An 18,742-nucleotide genomic window follows, 5' to 3' on the forward strand; every position below is an offset into this window, starting at 1 on the left:
ACTCCAATTCTTTTTTCCTCCCCTTTAAATAGATGGAGGGTCATGCAACGGCCAATTTATTGAAAACTTTTCAATTCACGAACCGTTCTTGAAAGCGGAAGCCCCACAATAGAAAAGTAATCCCCTTTTATTTCTTTTACAAAAAGAGCTCCTACTTCTTGAATACCATAAGAACCTGCCTTATCCATCGGTTCTCCTGATTGAATGTAGAAATTAATGTCTTCATCTGTCAGTTCCCAAAATGTAACAGATGTCTTTTCATAAAAAGTTACTTCTTTTTCCTGACTGAGAATAGCCACCCCACTGATGACATGGTGTGTGTTTCCACTTAACGTTCGCAATGTGGCTCTTGCCTCATCTTCATTTTCAGGTTTCCCTAGCACTTTATCGCCAAGGACAACAATCGTATCAGAACCGATAACAATAGCGTCTTGATTTTCTTGGAAAACACTCTGAGCTTTTTGATGGGCAAGAGAAGTGGCGATTTCTTCTGGTGTTAATTCTGGGTCAAAGGTTTCTTCAATGTTGCTTACCTTTATTGTAAATGGGAGATGTACTTGTTGGAGAAGTTCCTTTCTTCTGGGGGATCCTGAGGCTAAAATAAGAGGTTTCATGTTTTATCACCTTCCGCTAGTAGTCAAAAATTTTCGAGAGATACAGGTTAATCCTATCATAAAAAATCTTGTAAGAACAAATATCTTATAGCGTTTTGAAAAGATTGTTTTTTGAGCAGAAAAAAAGCCCCAAAATCTGATTTTGAGACTTTCCATTTAAGTTTAACGTTACTTTCCGCTGCAGTCACTTGCTTTCCGCGGGCTGTCCGGGAGCCTCCCGGCTTCGCCTGCGGGGTCTCCCCTGTCCCTTCCTCCCGCAGGAGTCAAGTGACTTTCGCTCCAATCCACTTATCTTTTAATATAAAAACGCTGTCGCGTCTAATAGTTTCTGTTGGGCATTCCATAAAGTTTCTGCGCTATTGGATTCTTGGTATGCCTTGATATCTTCGAAAGCACCAGCAAGTGATGTTTTCCATCCTTTTGTTGCGTCCGTTAGGTCTGCCTCTTTAATGGCTGCCACTTTTTCAAAGGAAGCATTTAGGCTTTCCACGGTAGCGCTGTCTAGAGAGCTTCCTTGAAGAAGTTGAGCTGTCGCCACTGTTAATTGACTGTAAAGCACTTGTCCTTCTTGCAATAATAGCGTGTCCTGCTCTGTAAGGGAGTCTATTGTTTTTTCAGATAAAGTCAGTTCTTTTGCAAAAGGTTCAAATCCTTTTGCTTGGACACCCGTTGCAATTTGTTTCATTCCATCTACACTATGCCCTACCGCCATCAAGACAAATGTAGGTTCTGATCCGACTGCGACTGCAGGAAAACCGGCAGCTTTCAATCTGTCCATTTCCGCATTGGCGCCGTCCTTTGTGGTAAAAGCACCTGCTTGAAGAACGGATATACTTTGGGCAGGTATCGTAGCAGTTCCATCTCCTTTGACTGGTGCAGGGGTCTCTTGTGTGTCAGTTGTTTCTGTTGTTGCCGGGGTTGCTGCCGGTACTGAAGGATTCACTGGTGATTCTGACATGTTCATGACACCAAGAATGAGAAACCCGAGACATGTTCCAATACCAATTGCCATACCAATGGAAACTAACAACTGTTTAGAGAAGGATGGAGGGACTAATTTTTTCTTTTTTCCAAACGGGGCTGGCCGCACTTTGGAACTTTTTCCTTTTTCCTTGTTCATCTGGCGGAGATCTTCAATATAAGAGGGCTTAGTTGAAGTATCTTTACTGGATTTTGTTTTTTCTGGTGTTTCTTCTGGAAGGACCCATTCAAATTCTTCTTCTTTTTTCTCAGCTGCTGCTGCGGATTCATCCACAATAATAATTGGCAGTTCCTCTTCTTTGAGATCTTCCTTTACCGGGATCTCTTTTTGATGAGGTTGGACACTTTCCTTTCTATTCTTTTTCTTCTTTTTGCCGTGGCCGTATGAGCTTTCTTTTCCGTTAATTTTTATTTTCAGCTGGTGATTGTCCACTTTTCCCACCTCCGGGTACATTTGACAATTTTTGTCTTAGTCAGATTTGTTTCATCCTATCATAGGCCAAAAAAAAAAGAACAAGACTTTTGTCGTCTTGTCCTAATTCTTTTCCGACACTTTCTTTGAAGGTCTTTTTATTTCGACCATTTCCACGGAAATAATTTAGTCATTGTCGATAAATGGATTTACCCGGTTCCCAGGTTCAGGAACGGATAAAGGCGGAAGTTCCTCGATTAAATCCTCCAACTCTGGATGGTAGAAAGCTGAAAGAGTAACGGAATACGTTAATGGTTGCAGTTCCTGTTCGGTTGAAGTCACTTCCGGCTGACCAGTGAAGCTCACTGATTCAACTTGGGTAATTCTAGTTAAACTTTCCAAAGAAGTTAAAAAAGCAGAGAGGTCTTCATAAGTTTCCGATTCAACAGACAGGTTGACCGTCACTTTTTTTAACCCTTCAGGAAGGTAAGCTTCTTCTTGCACTGTCCCTTCCTCTTCATCATGCATCGTCTCATATTCTTCTAGAGTAGTTGTTGCAGGGACAAATTCCCCTTCCCCAAAAGACATATTGACAATCGTACTCTCAGACAGCACTTCTGCTTTCTCCAATTCCAAGATGAGCTGTTCTAAAAAAGGGGTAACCGGAATCTTACGCTGTAATTCTACCGTTGTATTTCCATTAGCCTGCGCGGTTTCTTCTTGTTGCTCTAACACTTGAATAAGCTGCTCTTCAATTGCTTTTTCTTGTTGAAGCTGTTCAGCCCGAACTTCCTTTGGTGCATAGGATAAATAATAGAAGCCTGCAATTCCTAATACAATGAGGAGAACACAGGTGCTTAAAAGAACATAATGTTTTCGCTCTAGTTCAATCATCATAGTTCTTCGCCTCCATCCTCATCGGTTTCGGTATCAGTCTCTGTCTCCGTACCGTCCTCTGCTTCTTCCTCTTCTAATTCATCCATTGCCTGAAATGCAGCCTTGTCAAAACCAAGTGTGTATTGACCTACATACCTAGGTAATACATTCACTGTTTCTTCGTCCCCGACTTCAACAGTAGAAATAGATGAAAGATCGATAGAATGATATTGAGGAGATTCATTTAAATGATAGAGAAAGTAAGCTGCATCTCTTGATTCGTCAAACTGAACAGAAAGATTTAGAAGCCCTGTTTCATCATAAGAAAAACTTTGAATGAAACCGCGTTCTGGCAACAACCTAATTAGATCTTGCATGACCGGAACCATTTCCAGCGGATACTCCTCTGCCCATGCTACCGTATCTTCCAATCGCTGCGCGGAAGAAGAATTTTGCGGACGGTTCATCGCCTCTTCTTTTGCCATCCTTAATTGCTGCACCATCTCGAGATCCTGTTCAGCCGTTTCGACATCATTATTTATCATATTAGAAAAAGTAAAAAGAATGATTGCCACAAACAATAGGAAAAAGGCACAAATGCCATACACAAGAGGTGTGGTGATATTTCGTGATTTTCTCTTTGGTAATAAGTCGATATCAACTAGCATCATTGCACCTCTTTTAATGCCAACCCTAAAGAATAGTAGTATTTCGGGTCAACCGTATCTTGGTCTTGTGTATAAACATCCTGCTCAAACGTATCTACTTTTACTGAAATCTTTTCTCTCAGCTTTGATAATATTAAAGGAAGGTTAGGATGATCGCCATGAAGGAGTATTCGATTAATTTCTTCATTTCCTTGATTCAAGGAGTAACGGAAGAAACTCATGATACGCTCCACTTCTACGATAAAATCCTCTAAAAACACATTGAATTGAACAATATCCCCAGCCCACTCTAACTGCGTATTGCTAACCGATACTTCCCAAACCTTCATATCTTGCGGAAAGGCCACGGTCCTCATAAACACAGGAACATGATTCACGAAGATGCTCAGAGTAATACAGCTCACGTCAAAATGAACGACTAATAAATGATCCTGTTCATTACGCTGACCAAATTCATAATAAAGGCGATACAGACAAAGCGCGGAAACATCTGCTGCAGCCGGCTTAAGTTTACTTTCTTCGAGTAAGTTGGACATCTGTGTTACCACTTCTTCAGGAGAAGCAAAGAGCACAAGCTCCGTCTTTTCCGAGCGATGAAGAACATGAACATCAAATACCGGATCCTCAAAAGGTAAGTGAATGGTGGAACCTAACTCCAAATACAAGTGACCAATGATCTCATCGTCCATAATGTTAGACGGGATGGTCAATTTTCGAGTGACGACGTATTGATCTGGCACGACAAAGCGAACATGCTTGCGTTTCAGTCCCCAGTCTTCCACACATTCCCCTAAAATTAGACGAAATATATTTTCATCGACAATCTTTCCATCACGGACAATATTTGGCGGCAAAAATCGCTCATTTGTACGTTTAACAGTGAGAGGATCTAAACTCTTCAACTCTACCATTCGAATAACATGGTCACGGACAATAATATTTATGAAGTTGTTTTGCTTTGGTTGCAGAAACGAAAATTCCATCCAGAAAGCTCCTTATGTAAGATGAGATGATTTACTAGAAGAGTAAGCTAAAATACCAATGAAGTATCTGTTCCCCTTTAAAATAAGTGATAAGTGCTGCCAGTGCGATAGAAGGTGCAAAAGGGAAAGGGACACCTCTTTTTACTTTTCCCAACAGCATTCCGATAAGTGCCGCAATCATGCCGATGAGAGAGGAAAGGAAAAATGTTAGAATCACAAGTTCCCATCCTAAAACAAAACCCAAAACAGCGAATAGCTTTACGTCCCCTCCACCCATACCACCTTTAGAGATAACGGCAACTAAAAATGGGATAAGGAACCCTACCGCCATTCCAATCAGATGGTCTGGTATTGTTTGGAACGGAATGAAGATGCGTTCGATAATAAACAATCCTAAGAAAAACAGCAGAATCTTATTTGGGATAATCATATAATGCAAGTCTGATATAACAATGATGATGAGCAACGAAATGAACGTCCAAGCAACAATCAGTTCGTAGGTCCATCCCATCATAAGCGGAGCTAGGACAAATAGCATAGCCGTCAAAAGCTCGAATAATGGATAAATAGGAGACACGGACTTTTGACAGTGCCGACATCTCCCTTTAAGAAATACATATGAAAGGACGGGAACTAAATCTAGCCCCGTCAATTTGGTCTTACAATTCGTACAATGTGATCTAGGTGTGACTATTGACTCACCCTTTGGAATCCGTAGGCCGACTACGTTGTAGAAGGAGCCTAGGAGGAGGGCTGAAATTATTATATATAGATATATATTTATCATAACGATGTTACAGGGGATTAGCCTTTATAAATCCCTTATACTTCATCATCTTCATCCTCATCAACTACTGGTTTCCCATTTTCGTCAAGAGTAATTGGGTCTCCACCTGTACGAGTAACAGTTACTCCAGTAACTTTATTATCTGCATCAAATGTTACACTTACAGTATATTTACCATCATCAAAGTTTTCTAAGTAATTTGCTAAGTCATCTTGGTCTACAGGACTTGTTAATGAAGTTACTGAATCATCCAATAATGCTAAGCGTGTAGCATTCATTGCTTGTTGGCCCACAGCGATTTGTGCATCCTTTCTACTGTTTTCAATAATATTCCCTATACTCGGTATAGCAATCGCAGCGATAATCCCCAAAATAACAACAACAGCAAGTAATTCGATCAATGTTAGTCCTTTTTCGTTCCGAAGCATATTTCTACATTTTTGTAACATCGTAATTTTCCTCCCTAATTGGAAATATGTAGTATTTATTTCTATTTATAATTCTATTATACTATCTTTCAAATTTCAATAAGATTTTACACGTTTCTACATTTGAATGTGGTTAAAAATATCGAACATTGGAACTAGAATAGATGTGACTATAGTCCCTACTATGACAGCGAGTACTACAATCATTAATGGCTCTATTAAACTTTTTAATCTGTCGGTTGCGTAGTCTACTTCTTTTTCATAGAACTCGGCGATTTTATCGAGCATCGAATCAAGTGATCCTGTGCTTTCTCCAATCGTAATCATCTGCGTAACAAGCGGCGGGAACGCCCAATGGTCTTTCATGGGACCTGTTAGGGACTCCCCTTTTTCTAGTTCTATTTTACTAGCAGCTAGAACGCGTGCAATAACTTCGTTCTCGACAATTTTCTCCACAATGGAGATGGCCTGCAGGATCGGCACCGAACTGGAAAATAAGGAACTGAGTGTCCTTGTTAACCTAGCAATAACCGCCTTCTGTAACAGCGGCCCGAATATAGGAATGCGCAGTAATGCATAGTCAATGTAGTACTTTGTCTGCTTCTGCTTATTCATCGCCATCAGTCCCATGACGATAGCTAAAACAATTAATAGAAACAGCCACCAAAAACTCTGCATCCATTCACTCGCCCCAAGGACGAATCTCGTAATCAACGGCAAGTCGGCTCCAAAATCGCTAAACATCGCAACGAATGTCGGTACTACCCCTACAAGTAAAAAGATAACAACGCCAATGGCGATAACCCCGAGCACTAACGGATAGGTTAATGCTGACACGATCTTTTGCCTTGTCTCGTTTTGCTTTTCAAACTGTGTGGCAAGGCGGTCTAACGTATCATCTAACGCCCCACTTGCTTCCCCGGCTTTGATCATGTTGATAAACATAGTAGAAAAGACTTTTGGATGCTTGGCTGCTGCTTCTGATAACGGATTGCCTTGCTTCATCTCTTCTTCTACATCAAATAGCACTCGTTTTAACGCTTTACTGGATGTTTGTTGTGCAAGAACATTTGTCGCATCTACCACTGAAATCCCTGCACGGATCAAGGTAGAAAATTGGCGTAGGAAGATGACAAAGTCACGAAGTTTGACTGGATTCCCGATGGTAATTTCCTTTGTGAAAATGGATTCGGGAACTTCCTCCAGATTCATTACGCGAATTCCTTTTTCTTTTAGCATCACAAACGCTTCCCGGCGAGAGCTGCTTGTGATGCTTCCTGTTTGCTTGCCGGCTGTATTTCTGCCGGTATACGTGAACCTAGGCATGATGCATCGACTCCTGTAGGAAGCTTTCGGCTGACAGTCTGCTTATGTCGCCCTGCTGGATGAGCCTTTTGATGCTCATATCAAGTGTGTGCATCCCTTGGGCCTTGCTGGTCTGCATCACGTTTTGAATTTGATGAATCTTTTCGTTGCGGATAAGATTAGCCACTGCCGGTGTATTGACTAAAATCTCGGTGGCCACTTTTCTTCCCTGTCTATCAATGGTTGGAAAAAGTCGTTGTGAAACGATGGAAACCAACACTGAAGCAAGCTGAATACGAATCTGAGCTTGCTGCGGACCAGGAAACACATCAATGATACGGTCAATAGTAGATGGTGCACTTGTCGTATGTAGAGTACCTAAAACCAGATGACCTGTTTCTGCTGCTGTAATCGCTGTTTGAATCGTTTCTAAATCACGTAATTCCCCTACCAGAATGATATCTGGATCCTGACGCAGTGAAGCTCGTAAACCCGATGCAAAGCTTCCCGTATCAATACCAACCTCACGTTGATCAATCATACATTGATTATGGCGATGCAAATATTCAATCGGATCTTCGAGTGTGATGATATGTTTTTTCTGTGTTCTGTTCATGAAATCAATCATTGATGCCAGCGTGGTAGATTTACCACTTCCTGTCGGGCCGGTTACGAGAATCAACCCTTGAGGTTTATCCATTAAAGATTGAAGTATCGATGGCAGTTGCAGCTCTTCCAAAGAAGGAATCCTTGTCGGTATAATTCGTATCGCTATCGCTACAGAGTTTCGTTGTCTATATGCATTAACACGAAAGCGTGAGATACCCGGAACACTGTAGGAAAAATCCAATTCCCCCCGTTCCTCAAAGCGTTCCAACATAAATTCAGGAATCATTTGCTTTGCAAGGGTTTCGGTGTCTTCAGGAGTCAGAGTGTCTTCTCCGTATCGCTTCAGCTCTCCATTAATACGGAAAACAGGTGGCACTCCGACAGAAAGGTGAATGTCGGATGCCTTGAATTCATATGCGGCATGTAGCCAACTATTAATTTTTTCAATCATGGTCATTCACCTACTCCGATAAAGCGACACGCAATATTTCCTCTGTTGTCGTTAATCCCATTTTTACTTTTTCTAATCCATCGTCTATTAAAAAAACGGTATCTTGTTCATACGCCAGTTCACGAATGTTTGAAACGGATTCGTTGTTCATGATCATTTTCTTCATTTTGTCATTGATGACTAACAGCTCATGGATGGCAAGACGTCCTTTGTAGCCTGTCATATTGCACGTTCCGCAGCCTTTTCCACGCGGTACCTTTTCGACAGTCAAACCCCGTTTTGCGAAAATTTCAATCTCCCTTGCTGTTGGCTCCTCCATTTTTGAACAATCACGGCATACTTTCCTGACCAAACGCTGAGCAAGCACACCATTGATGGATGATGCCACAAGGAATGGCTCTACCTTCATATCAATCAATCTCGTGATAGTACTGATTGAATCATTGGTATGTAAGGTGCTTAATACTAGGTGTCCTGTTAAGGAAGCACGAATGGCCACTTCTGCTGTCTCTCTGTCACGAATCTCCCCTACCATGATCACATTGGGATCTTGACGGAGAATAGCACGGAGTCCCTTGGCAAAGGTCATTCCAACATTGGTATTCACTTGAATCTGATTGATTCCCTCCAGCTGGTACTCAACAGGATCTTCGACGGTAATGATGTTGATTTCTTCACTGTTCAAGTGATTTAACGCTGCATAGAGCGTCGAGGATTTTCCGGAACCAGTCGGACCAGTAATCAGGATAATACCGGTCGGGCGATGAATTAGATCCATGAACCGCTCGTTGTTCTTTTTATTGAACCCTAACTGAGAAATGTCGTTTAAAGCGCTGCTCATATCGAGAATACGCATTACAATCTTCTCTCCGAAAACGGTAGGCAATGTAGATACACGAACATCGACCGGATGAAAATCAATATTCGTTTTGATTCTCCCGTCCTGCGGTACGCGGTGTTCAGTAATATCCATTTTTCCAAGTATCTTGATTCTTGCTATCAATACGTTTTGCGTGTGTTTTGGTAAAGTCCTTTCGGTTCGAAGCACACCGTCAATACGGTAGCGCACCACTACTTTTGTTTCATGAGGATCGATATGAATATCACTTGCTCTTTGCTGAACCGCATTTTGAAGAAGCTGATTTACAATCCGTACAATGGGAGAATCATCTTCTGTGATACCCTCTTCCTGCACCTTCATCTCTACATTTGGTTCAAAACCATCCAATAGCTCGTCCATGGAGTCGGTTGTTTCATAATATTTATTGATGGAACGGAGAATGTCATCCTTTGTTGCAATTACAGGCTCCACTTCAAATCCTGTGGATAAACGCAAGTCATCCATAGCAAAGAAATCCATCGGATCTGCCATTGCGACAAAGAGCTTATCCTGTTCCTTTTTCAATGGAATGATTAGGTTTCTTTTCGCAAAGTCCTTGGAGATTAAGTGGATCAGTTTTTCATCAAGCGGATAACGATACAAGCTGACATGCGGTATCCCTAATTGGAATTCCAATACCTCAATTAGTTGCTGTTCGGTGATATATCCTTTTTGAAGCAGGACATCTCCAATTTTTTGTTCACGAGTTTTTTCTTTTAATGCGCTTTGCAATTGACTTTCTGTGATGATCCCGGCATCAACTAGCAGGTCACCAAGTCTTTTTCTGATTTGTACCATTGGATTCATCCTTTTGTGTCACTTATTTGCCGATATAGCCACTGCCAGTTCCCGGTTCTTCGTTGTAATCATCGTTCGCATTCCCGTTTCCTAATCCTGTGTTATTGTTGTTCGTGCCATCTGTGTTGGTATCATTATTCGAATTCGTCCCACCGGTGTTATTATTTTGGTTTCCGGTTGGATTGTTAGTATTGGTATTTGTACCGGATGTGTTCGTGTTGGTATTAGTGTTGCCGATATTGGTATTGCTCCCTGTATTTATGTTTGTGCCATTGTTCGTGTTTGGATTTGTATTTGTTCCGTTATTATTTCCAATTGTATTCGGATTGGTTGGATCTGTTGTAACGACAGGCTTAGTTAATGCATGTAATTCCACTCGCTGAATTGGAGCATAATAATCTTCACTGTAAACGAGCGTTTCTGTAATCTGCCCGGAAGCATCTGTTGCCGTTCGAACGAGCTGAACGTAAGAACCATTTTTGCCCGTCTCTTTTACACGCGTTCCTGAGCCTGGAATTGTTGCAGAATACTGAATAACGGTTTTAGGTGAAAGGGTCTGCATCTCCACTTGATTCACTTCATATGTGAATGGAAGTGGAGCCCCATTTAATTCACCTGTAATCGTTGCACCATTGACTGAAATTGTGATGGTATATTCACTCGTATTTGGATTGGTAAAAGCAAAATCCATCTTTTCCTTTTGAAAACGTGCTTCATACCCCTCGTTGGCCCAAGTAGGAAGCTCTTTGGAAATATGCCGCTCCACTACACCGAAATTGGTAGGTGCTATTAATTCGAAAAGCATGGACGCCAACACGCTTGCAGCCTCATCAGATAAAGTCATCTCTTCATTTTCTAGCCAAGTATCAATGGAGAAGCCTTCATTTCCACGAAGTTTAATTTCCTTCCCATTTAAAACTTCCTGAAGTTCTGATATGGAAGTTTGCCCTGCAATATTCAACGTAATTTGAAGATTTGTCTGGTCCATCACTTCATCATCAACAAGGTAATCAGAAAATGAAAAAGTATGATCTCCTTCTTTAAGGTGAGAAGCTACTTCTTCCAAATCCTTTTTCAATTTCTCCGTATCCATGGCAGAAAAGATATCAGAAGTTTGAGAGAGCAATTCAATTTGTTCCAACAATGTTCCATTTGGAAGTTCTACCTTTAATGGATTATGAGAACTGTCTTCCGCAAGTTCTACCGATTCAGGAATGTAAAAAGTAAAAGCTTCTTTTGGGAAAGGTTGAAGTTCTCCCGCCCACTCTAAGTAGATTGTTCCGTTTGATAACCAGCTGTTTTTAGCAGCCTCCACCTTCTCCAACGCATCTGTTTTAGATCTATTGCTCACTTCCGCATTTGCGATAAGGGTAGATTCAGAAAATGAATTGGTGTGCGGCAGCCACTGATTAGTGACCAGGGTTCCCACTTGAGAAAAACCAAAAATAAATACTGTGCAAACTAGCAAAGCTGCCAATAGTTTTAGACTTTGCATCCCTTTCCCTCCAAACAATCACCTAATCATTTTTTTATTGATTTTTTTAATCTGAGAACTTATTTTTAGATACCTTTGGATGAGCCGTTTGTTATGCTATTTTTTTGTTCCATTTTGTGTTGTTTTTCAGTTGAAGATATGAATAATGGCAATCTTTGAAGAAGAATAGCAGTAAGCAGCAGGAGAAGTATCATTAGTAGTATGCTATGCCATAGGGTGAGAAGTTCAAATATGTATATTCCTAACGTGCTGACCACAAATGCTATTGTGGGAATGACCCATTTTCCTGTTTTGGAAAATTTCATTGGAAATAAAAAGAATAGTGCCAACAGTAGTAAAAGTGCCAGACCGGCAAATAGATAGTCCCCCAACTCGTCACCGCTTTCTATGTATTTTTACGTATTTTGTAGAAGTAAGTAGACTATTGTAATTGTATAATAAAGCTAGGTATTTTGAAATAGTAGATTACAAGATAAAACATTTTATTGAAAAAGTTGTTTATTGATAAGTCTCTTATACTTCCAGTTTCCTTTCGTTTCAGGTGTTCGCTTTCCGCGGGACGGTGTTTGAGCTTCCTCACTACATTGCGGTGTCTCAATCAACCGTTACTTCCCCGCTGGAGTCTCACACCTTACACTTCAGTCAACTGGGGAGAGTCTTCATTACCTTTAATATAATTTTTTACATATCTTTGAAACATTTTTAAGTTTCGCCCGTTATTGTTGTGAAAGGGGGGCCAGATGAAACAGTCTATTGATGATATTTACGAAGAGCATATGCAGGATATTTTCCGGTACCTCCTTTCTTTATGCAGGGAGCATCATCTTGCGGAAGATCTTGTACAGGAAACTTTTTTGAGGGCTTATTTATATTTGGAAAATTACCGGGGTGAGGACGTGAAGCCTTGGTTGTTCCGGATCGCTCATAATGTATTAATTGATCATTATCGTAAGCATAAGCGGACCATTGTGAAGGAACAAGGCTTTTTCCAACGGCTATTTGGCAAAGGGAAAGGAACAGAGCAGGAAGTCCTCTTGAAATCAGAGGTTGCAGAAGTCATGGATGCGATTAGCACTCTCAATGAGCAGCAGGCGCAAGCGATTCTCCTCTTTGATTATCACAGCCTCACCTATAAGGAAGCGGCAGAAGCCATGGGCGTAACAGATACATATTTTAAAGTGCTGCTTTATCGTGCACGCCAAAAAGTAAGAAGTATTCGAGGAAAGGAGAACGAAAAAAATGACTAATGACTTTAAGGGAAAATTAGAACGTTATGATAAAAACGAAATGACCCCAGAAGAAAAGAAAGAGTTTGAAAAAGAAATGAGCGCCAAGGAAGAACAGTGGATGAGGCCCACCTTGGAAAAAACGAAGCAACGGAAAATATTGCGGGCGAGTAAATGGAAGGCGCGGATAAATACTGCACTTACAGTTATTCCTCTTTTACTATTAATACTCATGATTTCTTCTTTTTTAACAAACTTCTATTATTACGGATTTTCGGATGACTATAGTCGGTCGCAAAAATTAAGTGATGTTATTAATTTTTCACAAGTAATTACGGATCCTTATTCAAACAAGTACACTGCCGATACGAAAGTAGGTATGTTCTTGAATATGAATGCAACAAAGGAACTTCGTAAAACAGTAGGGAAAGAATCCTACCCTATCGGGGAAATGGAAGTTAATTTTCTGTTCTCAAAGATGGGTATTGTAGATAAGAAATTTTATGGTAAAGACGACCAACTCCCGGAGATCCATCACCCTTCCTTACTGTCAGATTACGGTATAGATTCGTCCTCTGAATGGGAAAGGCTTGAAATGCTTCCAGAGGGAACAGTTTCCACCGCTTTCGTGACTTTTGATGAGGTTCTTTCGACTGAAAAGGTGTTTGAACATTTTAAAGGAAAAGATTTGGACGTACTTTGGTTTCCCGTCGTAACATCTGAGGAAACAGGGGACCATTATCCAATATCGAACATTGGTTTTCCTAATTATCCTATTTTCCATAGCGATGATTGGAAGCTTATATCCAAAACAGAAGAGAAATCGTTCTTAGGTTCTTCAAGCTCTGAAACTCGTGCCGCACCAAATTATGTGGAAGGTGATACAGAAATGCTGCACAAATACTTTAAAAAGACACTACGTTTCTTAGCTGACTATCAAGAAGAATTCGATGAAATTCAACAGATGCATGGAGACATCCAAATAAAAGAGGCTCTCTCCTACTTAGAAGATGATGGCATCTCCCATCATGGCGTAGTCATTACCGGACCAACAAAGGAAGTACTCTCATTGAAGGAAGAAAAGTGGATAGGAGCCATTCAAGTGGACGAAGTTGCCTTATGGAATTGGAGTAACTAACAAAAAAACTCTCGCCAACTATGGACGAGAGTTTTTTGTTTATGAAGTTTTCCGATACTCAGCCACTTTATTTCTGCCAGCTTTTTTCGCCCCGACATACATCGCTCTGTCTGCGTGGCGGATCAAGTCCAGCGTGTCCTCGGCATCGTCTGGCGCTGTCGCGAACCCTATGCTTGCCGTTACCTTTACCATTTGAGCTCCTTGCGATTCACGAATATGCTGCTTAAGCGCAAAGGATCTTGTGGCTAAGTGCACCCTGATGCGTTCGGCGAGTTCAAAGCATTGGCCGCGTTCCATATCTGGAAGTAATATAACGAATTCCTCTCCACCATAACGGGCAACCGTACCTTTATTGCCAACAAGGGCAGTAAGTCTATCTGCAACCTGCATGAGAATCTCGTTTCCACTTTGATGTCCATACACATCGTTTACTTTCTTGAAGTGATCCAAGTCTAGCATGATGAGTGAGAGAGATTTGGAATGACCTTTGTTTAATTTATCGTATTCTTTATCTAATACACTTTCAAAAAAGCGATAGTTGTAAAGTTTGGTTAATGCACAACGTTCACTTTTCTGTTTCGTTTCCTGATAGTGTCGTGCTTTTTCCATTGCTACCCCAAAGTATGAACAAAGGATATCCACAATCATTAATTGAGATTTATCATAAGTCCGTTTTGATGTGCTTGCTAACAATACCAGTCCTTCAATCTTGTGGTTTCGGATAACCGGAACACACATCAAGCTCTCAATTTTTGCAGGAAGATGTGATTTGGACATATGCTTCCATTCTTTTTTCGTAAAATAGCAGACGCTTTTTCCACGTTTTAGCATATAAGCCAAGAGCTCTTCATCATCAGTATGCAAGATAGCATTTGCCTCCACACTGTTCTCCTTGTCCATGACGCGAAGGACTTTCATGATTTTTTCGCCATTCACATCAATGATCGCAGCATAATCCACCTTAAAGAGCGTCGAGATTTTATCTAAGAAGACATCCAGTACCCCTTGTGTATCAAGCCTTTCCGTCAACTGATGTCCGACATCCGCAGCTTGCTGAAGATAAACATTTACCTTCTGACTGGAATGATAAAGTTGAAGAATGAGAGTAAGGATGACAAACGGTAGTCCTACATACACTAGTGCTATCGGTCCGACTTGCTCATATAGCATGTATAGAATCAGACCTACAGGCAAGACCATGATGCTTGTTACAGCGTCCCACTTGGTGTCAGGTGTGATGAATTTACTTTTCCGTTCATAAATTTGCACCTGGATAAAATAAAGGGCTACTGTATTAAGCGTGAAATAAACGAATTCATGTGCAAGAATCGGTGTAATGACACCTATACTTAGGAGCCTAGTATCACCAGGTGTCCCTCCAAGCAGATAGAAAACGAACCCGGCAATTAAAGATATGCCGGAAAACATGAGCATATTGATAGGGATCCTGAGTCTATTGTCACTGTTAAAGCGCATATATGCCATCAATGCGAGGACGGAGACTAAGGTCACAATCATTTCTATGAATAAACCGAAGGATAAGAGGGCCGCCAAGGAAACACCCTGCGCCAGAAATAATGGTACCTCTCCGACGACGATCGGGATAAGGGCGAGTATGATAGCTAACGCCAGAAATCCAATAATATGCCACATCGGCAAATCTTCAAACACAACAGGAGAAAGCTGATATCCTAGCCACAAAAAGATGGGTAACATGACAACAAAGCTTGTCCAGATTACCACTTCTTTTTGGCGACTTACTGCTTGAACCACCAAACTTACCCCTCCCTTCTTTATCCTTTTTTCGACAGACTTTTGCAATAATTAAATATTATCAAATTTTCTAACTTTTGTCACAACAAAAATAGGATAATTCTCCCTTATTTCTTTTCCCCACATTATGTGAGTATAGTCCTAATATCCGAAATGAAATATAAAGAACCGGTTATCAGCAGCACAGAATTGTCATCAAGCCTTGATATAGCAGTCTGTAACGCTGTTTTCCAATCCTCTTCAAACTCTTTTTTCTGAAGTTTACTGACCTGAAAAACATCTTCTGCACGTGCTGCCCGCGGAAAATTAAAAGTAGTAAAAATTATTTCATCTGCGATATTTTCTAATTTGCGGACCATCAGTTCTATAGGTTTATCTTTTAAAGCGCTGAATAAGACAACTACCCTTTTATTAGAAAAATTTATTTTTATCGTATTCACTAATGCGTCAACAGCCTCTTCATTATGGGCGCCATCGAGAATAATAGGCGGGTTTTTTTGCACCAATTCAAATCGCCCAGGATGCTCTGCTTTCATTAGTCCAGCTTTTAACACTTGTTCATCAAATTCCATAGCCCAATTATCCATTAATAGTATATAAGCCATGATAGCCAGTGAAGCATTGGCAGCCTGATGCTCTCCCTGCAAAGATATCTCTAGCTCCTCCAAGTTTATCTGTACAGTTCGAAAAGAAAGCTTTCCTTTTTCCATTCCATAAGAAAATTCTTCTTCCATAAAATAGACCGGACTTTCTTTCATTAATGCTTCTTTTTGAATGACCTCTTTTGCATCCGGTTTTTGTTCCCCGGAAATAACCGGGACTCTCCTTTTGATGATACCTGCTTTATGATGGGCAATCTCTTCAACAGACGTTCCAAGAAACCCTATATGATCATGGCCAACGTTGGTGATGATGCTGAGTATGGGTGTCATTACATTCGTGGAATCCTCTCTCCCGCCAAGTCCTACTTCAAGCAACGCGATATCCACCTTTTTGATAGTGGCAAAATAATAAAATGCCATCGCCGTTTGCAGTTCAAATTCGGTTAACCCGGCTTCTGCTAACCCATGCTCATTAAAAACGTGGATGATTTCCACCATTTCTTCATCTGTGATATAGGTTCCATTGACAGCTAATTGGTCATTGATAAAGCGATATGCAGGTGAGTGGAAAACCCCTACCGCAAGTCCCGACTCTATTAATACACTCTCTAAAAAGCGTAAGGTAGAACCTTTCCCATTTGTCCCGCCGATATGGACAACCTTTATTTGATTTTGTGGACTACCCACTTTTTCTAAAAACTGAACAATCCTGTCCAGACCAAGATTTATTTCATTTTTTATCGTAAAATTCACTTTCTCTTGCAAATCTTTGAATGACAAGAACATATTAATCTCCTTTTTGCTTATCTGTTAGGTTAAAATGAAAAGTATTAATAACTTGAGGTGGAACTATGATTAATAAACTTCCAAACGCCTTCCCTGTTCCGGAAAACATCCGGACAGAATTCTCGAAAAATAAGAGTATGCTGGTTAAACGTTCTATCATGTCGCCCTTGAGGCAATTAAAAGTGTATACAGGGACTTCTCCTATCTTAATGGTCATTCCGTCAACTGACATCAACTTGCTGGCTCTAGGGATAACGTTGCAAGAAGTCTCTAATTGTCACCTAATGATAATAAAAAGGTTGACTCCAAAGACAGAAAACAAGATAAATCGATATATCGCCCAATACAATATTCGTGGATTGATTGGCGTGGAAGAGAAGGAAAATAACGGGTATGAATATATGTACAATGATCATTTTCATCCCCTCATAAACTATATAACAGAAAAATACATAGACACAACTGTTCCAAATACCATTTCAACGGAAGAAGATTACTGCCTCAAAGAAAATAAACCATCTGTAAAGTTTTTCATCAATAAAAATGATGCAACCTCTTTTTTGCCTGTACTTCTTTCCTTATTAAAAGTGTTGCCAACCCAAATAGAGCATAACCAAGAACCTTGGACCACCGCTTCTGTGTCCGATGCGCATAAGGTTACCATGATTACTCCTTTTAACCGCTTGGAATTGACAAGGGAAATGAAAGAAAAATGGGGACTAAATGAACATGATTATGTCTTTGTTCTGAATCCTATCACAGGCTCTTTTCGTAAATGCGTGATCTATGAAACGAAGAAAAATTTAGGTGCTGATGAAGTCATTTTAAGTACTGGAGTTAAGAAAAGTTTGTTCGGTTCATCAGCTGCTGAACCCATTCTTATCCAAAAGGCGGCAAGATTTCCCGTTCATCATATTCAAACACAGAGCGCGAGGGATGTTCAGTTAAATCGCATCATTGTATCGGAAAACATGATAAATATATTGAAGGCTACGGAATCGCCTTATATCGAATTAATGAATCCTCATACCGGCGCATCGTTTGACTTTCATATTTCTCAGTTAGCGCAACAGACAGGTCTATCGGACGATAAAACGATTAAGCTGAACTATATACAAAGACAGTTTTTAGACTACGAGCAGCCACCAGATTTCATTCCTCCCACTGTCTTAAAGGATCTTTGTCTGAATGTGAGTTTGACAGAGTCCGAACACCTTTTATTAAAAAGCACATACGAGGAAGGTAAAGTTTTGGAGCGGATCAGCTATCAAGAATCCCTTCAACTGAAAAAATCACTAAAAAAAGCCGGATATTATCATACATTTATGTATCCTGTTAACCATTATTATAAGGAAGCGAAGAGGCTATCTGTAAAAAAGCGAATCAAAAACAAACTACTTACTGCTTTTATCGGAAACAAACAACTTTCCTTAAAGGTAATCAGGCCTTATACATCAGACGAAACAAGCAATATCATCCGCTTGACGAAAAGTACCATGACCTTGCTTGGAATTGAAGAGGCAGATACGGTAATCTTATCTTATCGCAATAAAACAGCAAAAGCGCAAGTTCTGGAGATGAATGACCTAGAGATGATTAAAGAAACGAACATTATGTCTTCAAGCAGCATGATGAATATTTCCGTTGCAGTTCCATCCACCATCAGGACTCACTTAGGATTGAACAATATCGGCAAAGTCATCCTTGTGGAACGTGATATGCCATTCCTTTTGAAGAAAAATTGGAACATTCAATTTGTCCCGATTATCGCGGTCATGTTCACCGTTCTATCCGTTTCCATTTTTACAACATGGACCCGAATTTTATTGCTCTTACTTTTCGTCCCATTATCTATGTATGTTACGCTATCAAGAGTTCGCTATAGCATCTCCAATAAAAAACAGAGTTAATAACCAAAAGGATGGAGCCC

The 18,742-nt window shown here is 40.4% G+C and carries 16 protein-coding genes and 1 pseudogene; 3 read left to right on the plus strand and 14 right to left on the minus strand.

Going from position 1 to position 18,742, the window contains the following annotated elements; genetic code table 11:
* Nucleotides 1-56: 56 nt before the first annotated feature.
* The 12 genes and pseudogenes from B4U37_RS16035 to B4U37_RS16085 all read right to left on the minus strand — a co-directional run bounded on the left by B4U37_RS16035 (nt 57) and on the right by B4U37_RS16085 (nt 11,287).
* Nucleotides 57-614 carry a Maf family protein gene (locus B4U37_RS16035; protein WP_010195900.1) on the minus strand — a complete coding sequence of 186 codons (558 nt, stop codon included), beginning with the start codon at nt 612-614 and terminating at the stop codon, nt 57-59.
* 295 nt (nt 615-909) lie between these two features.
* Nucleotides 910-2,028 (minus strand): hypothetical protein, encoded by a 1,119-nt coding sequence (locus B4U37_RS22405; RefSeq protein ID WP_245840002.1) that lies wholly within the window; start codon nt 2,026-2,028, stop codon nt 910-912.
* 165 nt (nt 2,029-2,193) lie between these two features.
* On the minus strand, nt 2,194-2,904 hold the full coding sequence (locus B4U37_RS16045) for a pilus assembly protein PilO (RefSeq protein WP_088019000.1): 711 nt from the start codon (nt 2,902-2,904) through the stop codon (nt 2,194-2,196).
* Nucleotides 2,901-3,554: a PilN domain-containing protein gene (locus B4U37_RS16050; RefSeq protein WP_157663809.1), complete on the minus strand. Its 654-nt coding sequence runs from the start codon at nt 3,552-3,554 to the stop codon at nt 2,901-2,903. Before B4U37_RS16050 ends, B4U37_RS16045 begins: the two co-directional genes overlap by 4 nt.
* The gene (pilM, locus tag B4U37_RS16055; protein ID WP_088019002.1) at nt 3,551-4,534 is read right to left on the minus strand and encodes a type IV pilus biogenesis protein PilM; all 984 of its coding nucleotides are present in this window, start codon (nt 4,532-4,534) and stop codon (nt 3,551-3,553) included. Before pilM ends, B4U37_RS16050 begins: the two co-directional genes overlap by 4 nt.
* 34 nt (nt 4,535-4,568) lie before the next feature.
* Entirely contained in the window at nt 4,569-5,111 is a 543-nt protein-coding gene (locus B4U37_RS16060) for a prepilin peptidase (protein ID WP_425444116.1), read from the minus strand.
* A 3-nt stretch (nt 5,112-5,114) separates the two neighbouring features.
* A pseudogene (locus B4U37_RS22710) lies at nt 5,115-5,321 on the minus strand (prepilin peptidase); the annotation flags it as partial.
* Nucleotides 5,322-5,356: 35 nt separating this feature from the next.
* Entirely contained in the window at nt 5,357-5,770 is a 414-nt protein-coding gene (locus B4U37_RS16065) for a type II secretion system protein (RefSeq protein ID WP_088019004.1), read from the minus strand.
* Nucleotides 5,771-5,866: 96 nt separating this feature from the next.
* Nucleotides 5,867-7,075, minus strand: coding sequence for a type II secretion system F family protein (locus tag B4U37_RS16070; RefSeq protein ID WP_088019005.1), 1,209 nt, complete (start codon nt 7,073-7,075; stop codon nt 5,867-5,869).
* A complete protein-coding gene (locus tag B4U37_RS16075) occupies nt 7,068-8,114 on the minus strand; it encodes a type IV pilus twitching motility protein PilT (RefSeq protein ID WP_088019006.1) in 1,047 nt (348 codons plus the stop codon). The genes B4U37_RS16070 and B4U37_RS16075 overlap by 8 nt, the downstream gene beginning before the upstream one ends.
* Nucleotides 8,115-8,124: 10 nt before the next feature.
* Nucleotides 8,125-9,792, minus strand: coding sequence for a GspE/PulE family protein (locus B4U37_RS16080; protein ID WP_088019007.1), 1,668 nt, complete (start codon nt 9,790-9,792; stop codon nt 8,125-8,127).
* Between the two features lie 22 nt (nt 9,793-9,814).
* Entirely contained in the window at nt 9,815-11,287 is a 1,473-nt protein-coding gene (locus tag B4U37_RS16085) for a VanW family protein (RefSeq protein WP_088019008.1), read from the minus strand.
* 740 nt (nt 11,288-12,027) lie between these two features.
* Here B4U37_RS16085 and B4U37_RS16095 point away from each other — a divergent pair.
* Together B4U37_RS16095 and B4U37_RS16100 are read left to right on the plus strand one after the other, a co-directional pair.
* The gene (locus tag B4U37_RS16095) at nt 12,028-12,534 is read left to right on the plus strand and encodes a sigma-70 family RNA polymerase sigma factor (RefSeq protein WP_088019010.1); all 507 of its coding nucleotides are present in this window, start codon (nt 12,028-12,030) and stop codon (nt 12,532-12,534) included.
* A complete protein-coding gene (locus tag B4U37_RS16100) occupies nt 12,527-13,651 on the plus strand; it encodes an anti-sigma factor C-terminal domain-containing protein (RefSeq protein WP_088019011.1) in 1,125 nt (374 codons plus the stop codon). The genes B4U37_RS16095 and B4U37_RS16100 overlap by 8 nt, the downstream gene beginning before the upstream one ends.
* Nucleotides 13,652-13,690: 39 nt before the next feature.
* On the opposite strand, the gene B4U37_RS16105 is transcribed toward B4U37_RS16100, so the two are convergent.
* On the minus strand, nt 13,691-15,424 hold the full coding sequence (locus B4U37_RS16105) for a sensor domain-containing diguanylate cyclase (RefSeq protein WP_245840100.1): 1,734 nt from the start codon (nt 15,422-15,424) through the stop codon (nt 13,691-13,693).
* A 125-nt stretch (nt 15,425-15,549) separates the two neighbouring features.
* Complete coding sequence (locus tag B4U37_RS16110; RefSeq protein WP_198317035.1) at nt 15,550-16,806, minus strand: bifunctional folylpolyglutamate synthase/dihydrofolate synthase; 1,257 nt, start codon at nt 16,804-16,806, stop codon at nt 15,550-15,552.
* Between the two features lie 71 nt (nt 16,807-16,877).
* On the opposite strand from B4U37_RS16110, the gene B4U37_RS16115 reads away from it, so the two are divergent.
* Nucleotides 16,878-18,722, plus strand: a complete 1,845-nt coding sequence (locus B4U37_RS16115) for a hypothetical protein (protein ID WP_088019014.1) — start codon at nt 16,878-16,880, stop codon at nt 18,720-18,722.
* Nucleotides 18,723-18,742 lie beyond the last annotated feature (20 nt).

The sequence above is a fragment of the Sutcliffiella horikoshii genome (assembly GCF_002157855.1).
Classification (GTDB): domain Bacteria; phylum Bacillota; class Bacilli; order Bacillales; family Bacillaceae_I; genus Sutcliffiella_A; species Sutcliffiella_A horikoshii_C.

Bases quoted from the DNA above. Each gene is read 5' to 3' on its own strand.
- B4U37_RS16035 (WP_010195900.1), bottom strand. From the start codon at position 614: ATGAAACCTCTTATTTTAGCCTCAGGATCCCCCAGAAGAAAGGAACTT.
- B4U37_RS16045 (WP_088019000.1), bottom strand. From the start codon at position 2,904: ATGATGATTGAACTAGAGCGAAAACATTATGTTCTTTTAAGCACCTGT.
- B4U37_RS16050 (WP_157663809.1), bottom strand. From the start codon at position 3,554: ATGATGCTAGTTGATATCGACTTATTACCAAAGAGAAAATCACGAAAT.
- pilM (WP_088019002.1), bottom strand. From the start codon at position 4,534: ATGGAATTTTCGTTTCTGCAACCAAAGCAAAACAACTTCATAAATATT.
- B4U37_RS16065 (WP_088019004.1), bottom strand. From the start codon at position 5,770: ATGTTACAAAAATGTAGAAATATGCTTCGGAACGAAAAAGGACTAACA.
- B4U37_RS16070 (WP_088019005.1), bottom strand. From the start codon at position 7,075: ATGCCTAGGTTCACGTATACCGGCAGAAATACAGCCGGCAAGCAAACA.
- B4U37_RS16075 (WP_088019006.1), bottom strand. From the start codon at position 8,114: ATGATTGAAAAAATTAATAGTTGGCTACATGCCGCATATGAATTCAAG.
- B4U37_RS16080 (WP_088019007.1), bottom strand. From the start codon at position 9,792: ATGGTACAAATCAGAAAAAGACTTGGTGACCTGCTAGTTGATGCCGGG.
- B4U37_RS16085 (WP_088019008.1), bottom strand. From the start codon at position 11,287: ATGCAAAGTCTAAAACTATTGGCAGCTTTGCTAGTTTGCACAGTATTT.
- B4U37_RS16095 (WP_088019010.1), top strand. From the start codon at position 12,028: ATGAAACAGTCTATTGATGATATTTACGAAGAGCATATGCAGGATATT.
- B4U37_RS16100 (WP_088019011.1), top strand. From the start codon at position 12,527: ATGACTAATGACTTTAAGGGAAAATTAGAACGTTATGATAAAAACGAA.
- B4U37_RS16115 (WP_088019014.1), top strand. From the start codon at position 16,878: ATGATTAATAAACTTCCAAACGCCTTCCCTGTTCCGGAAAACATCCGG.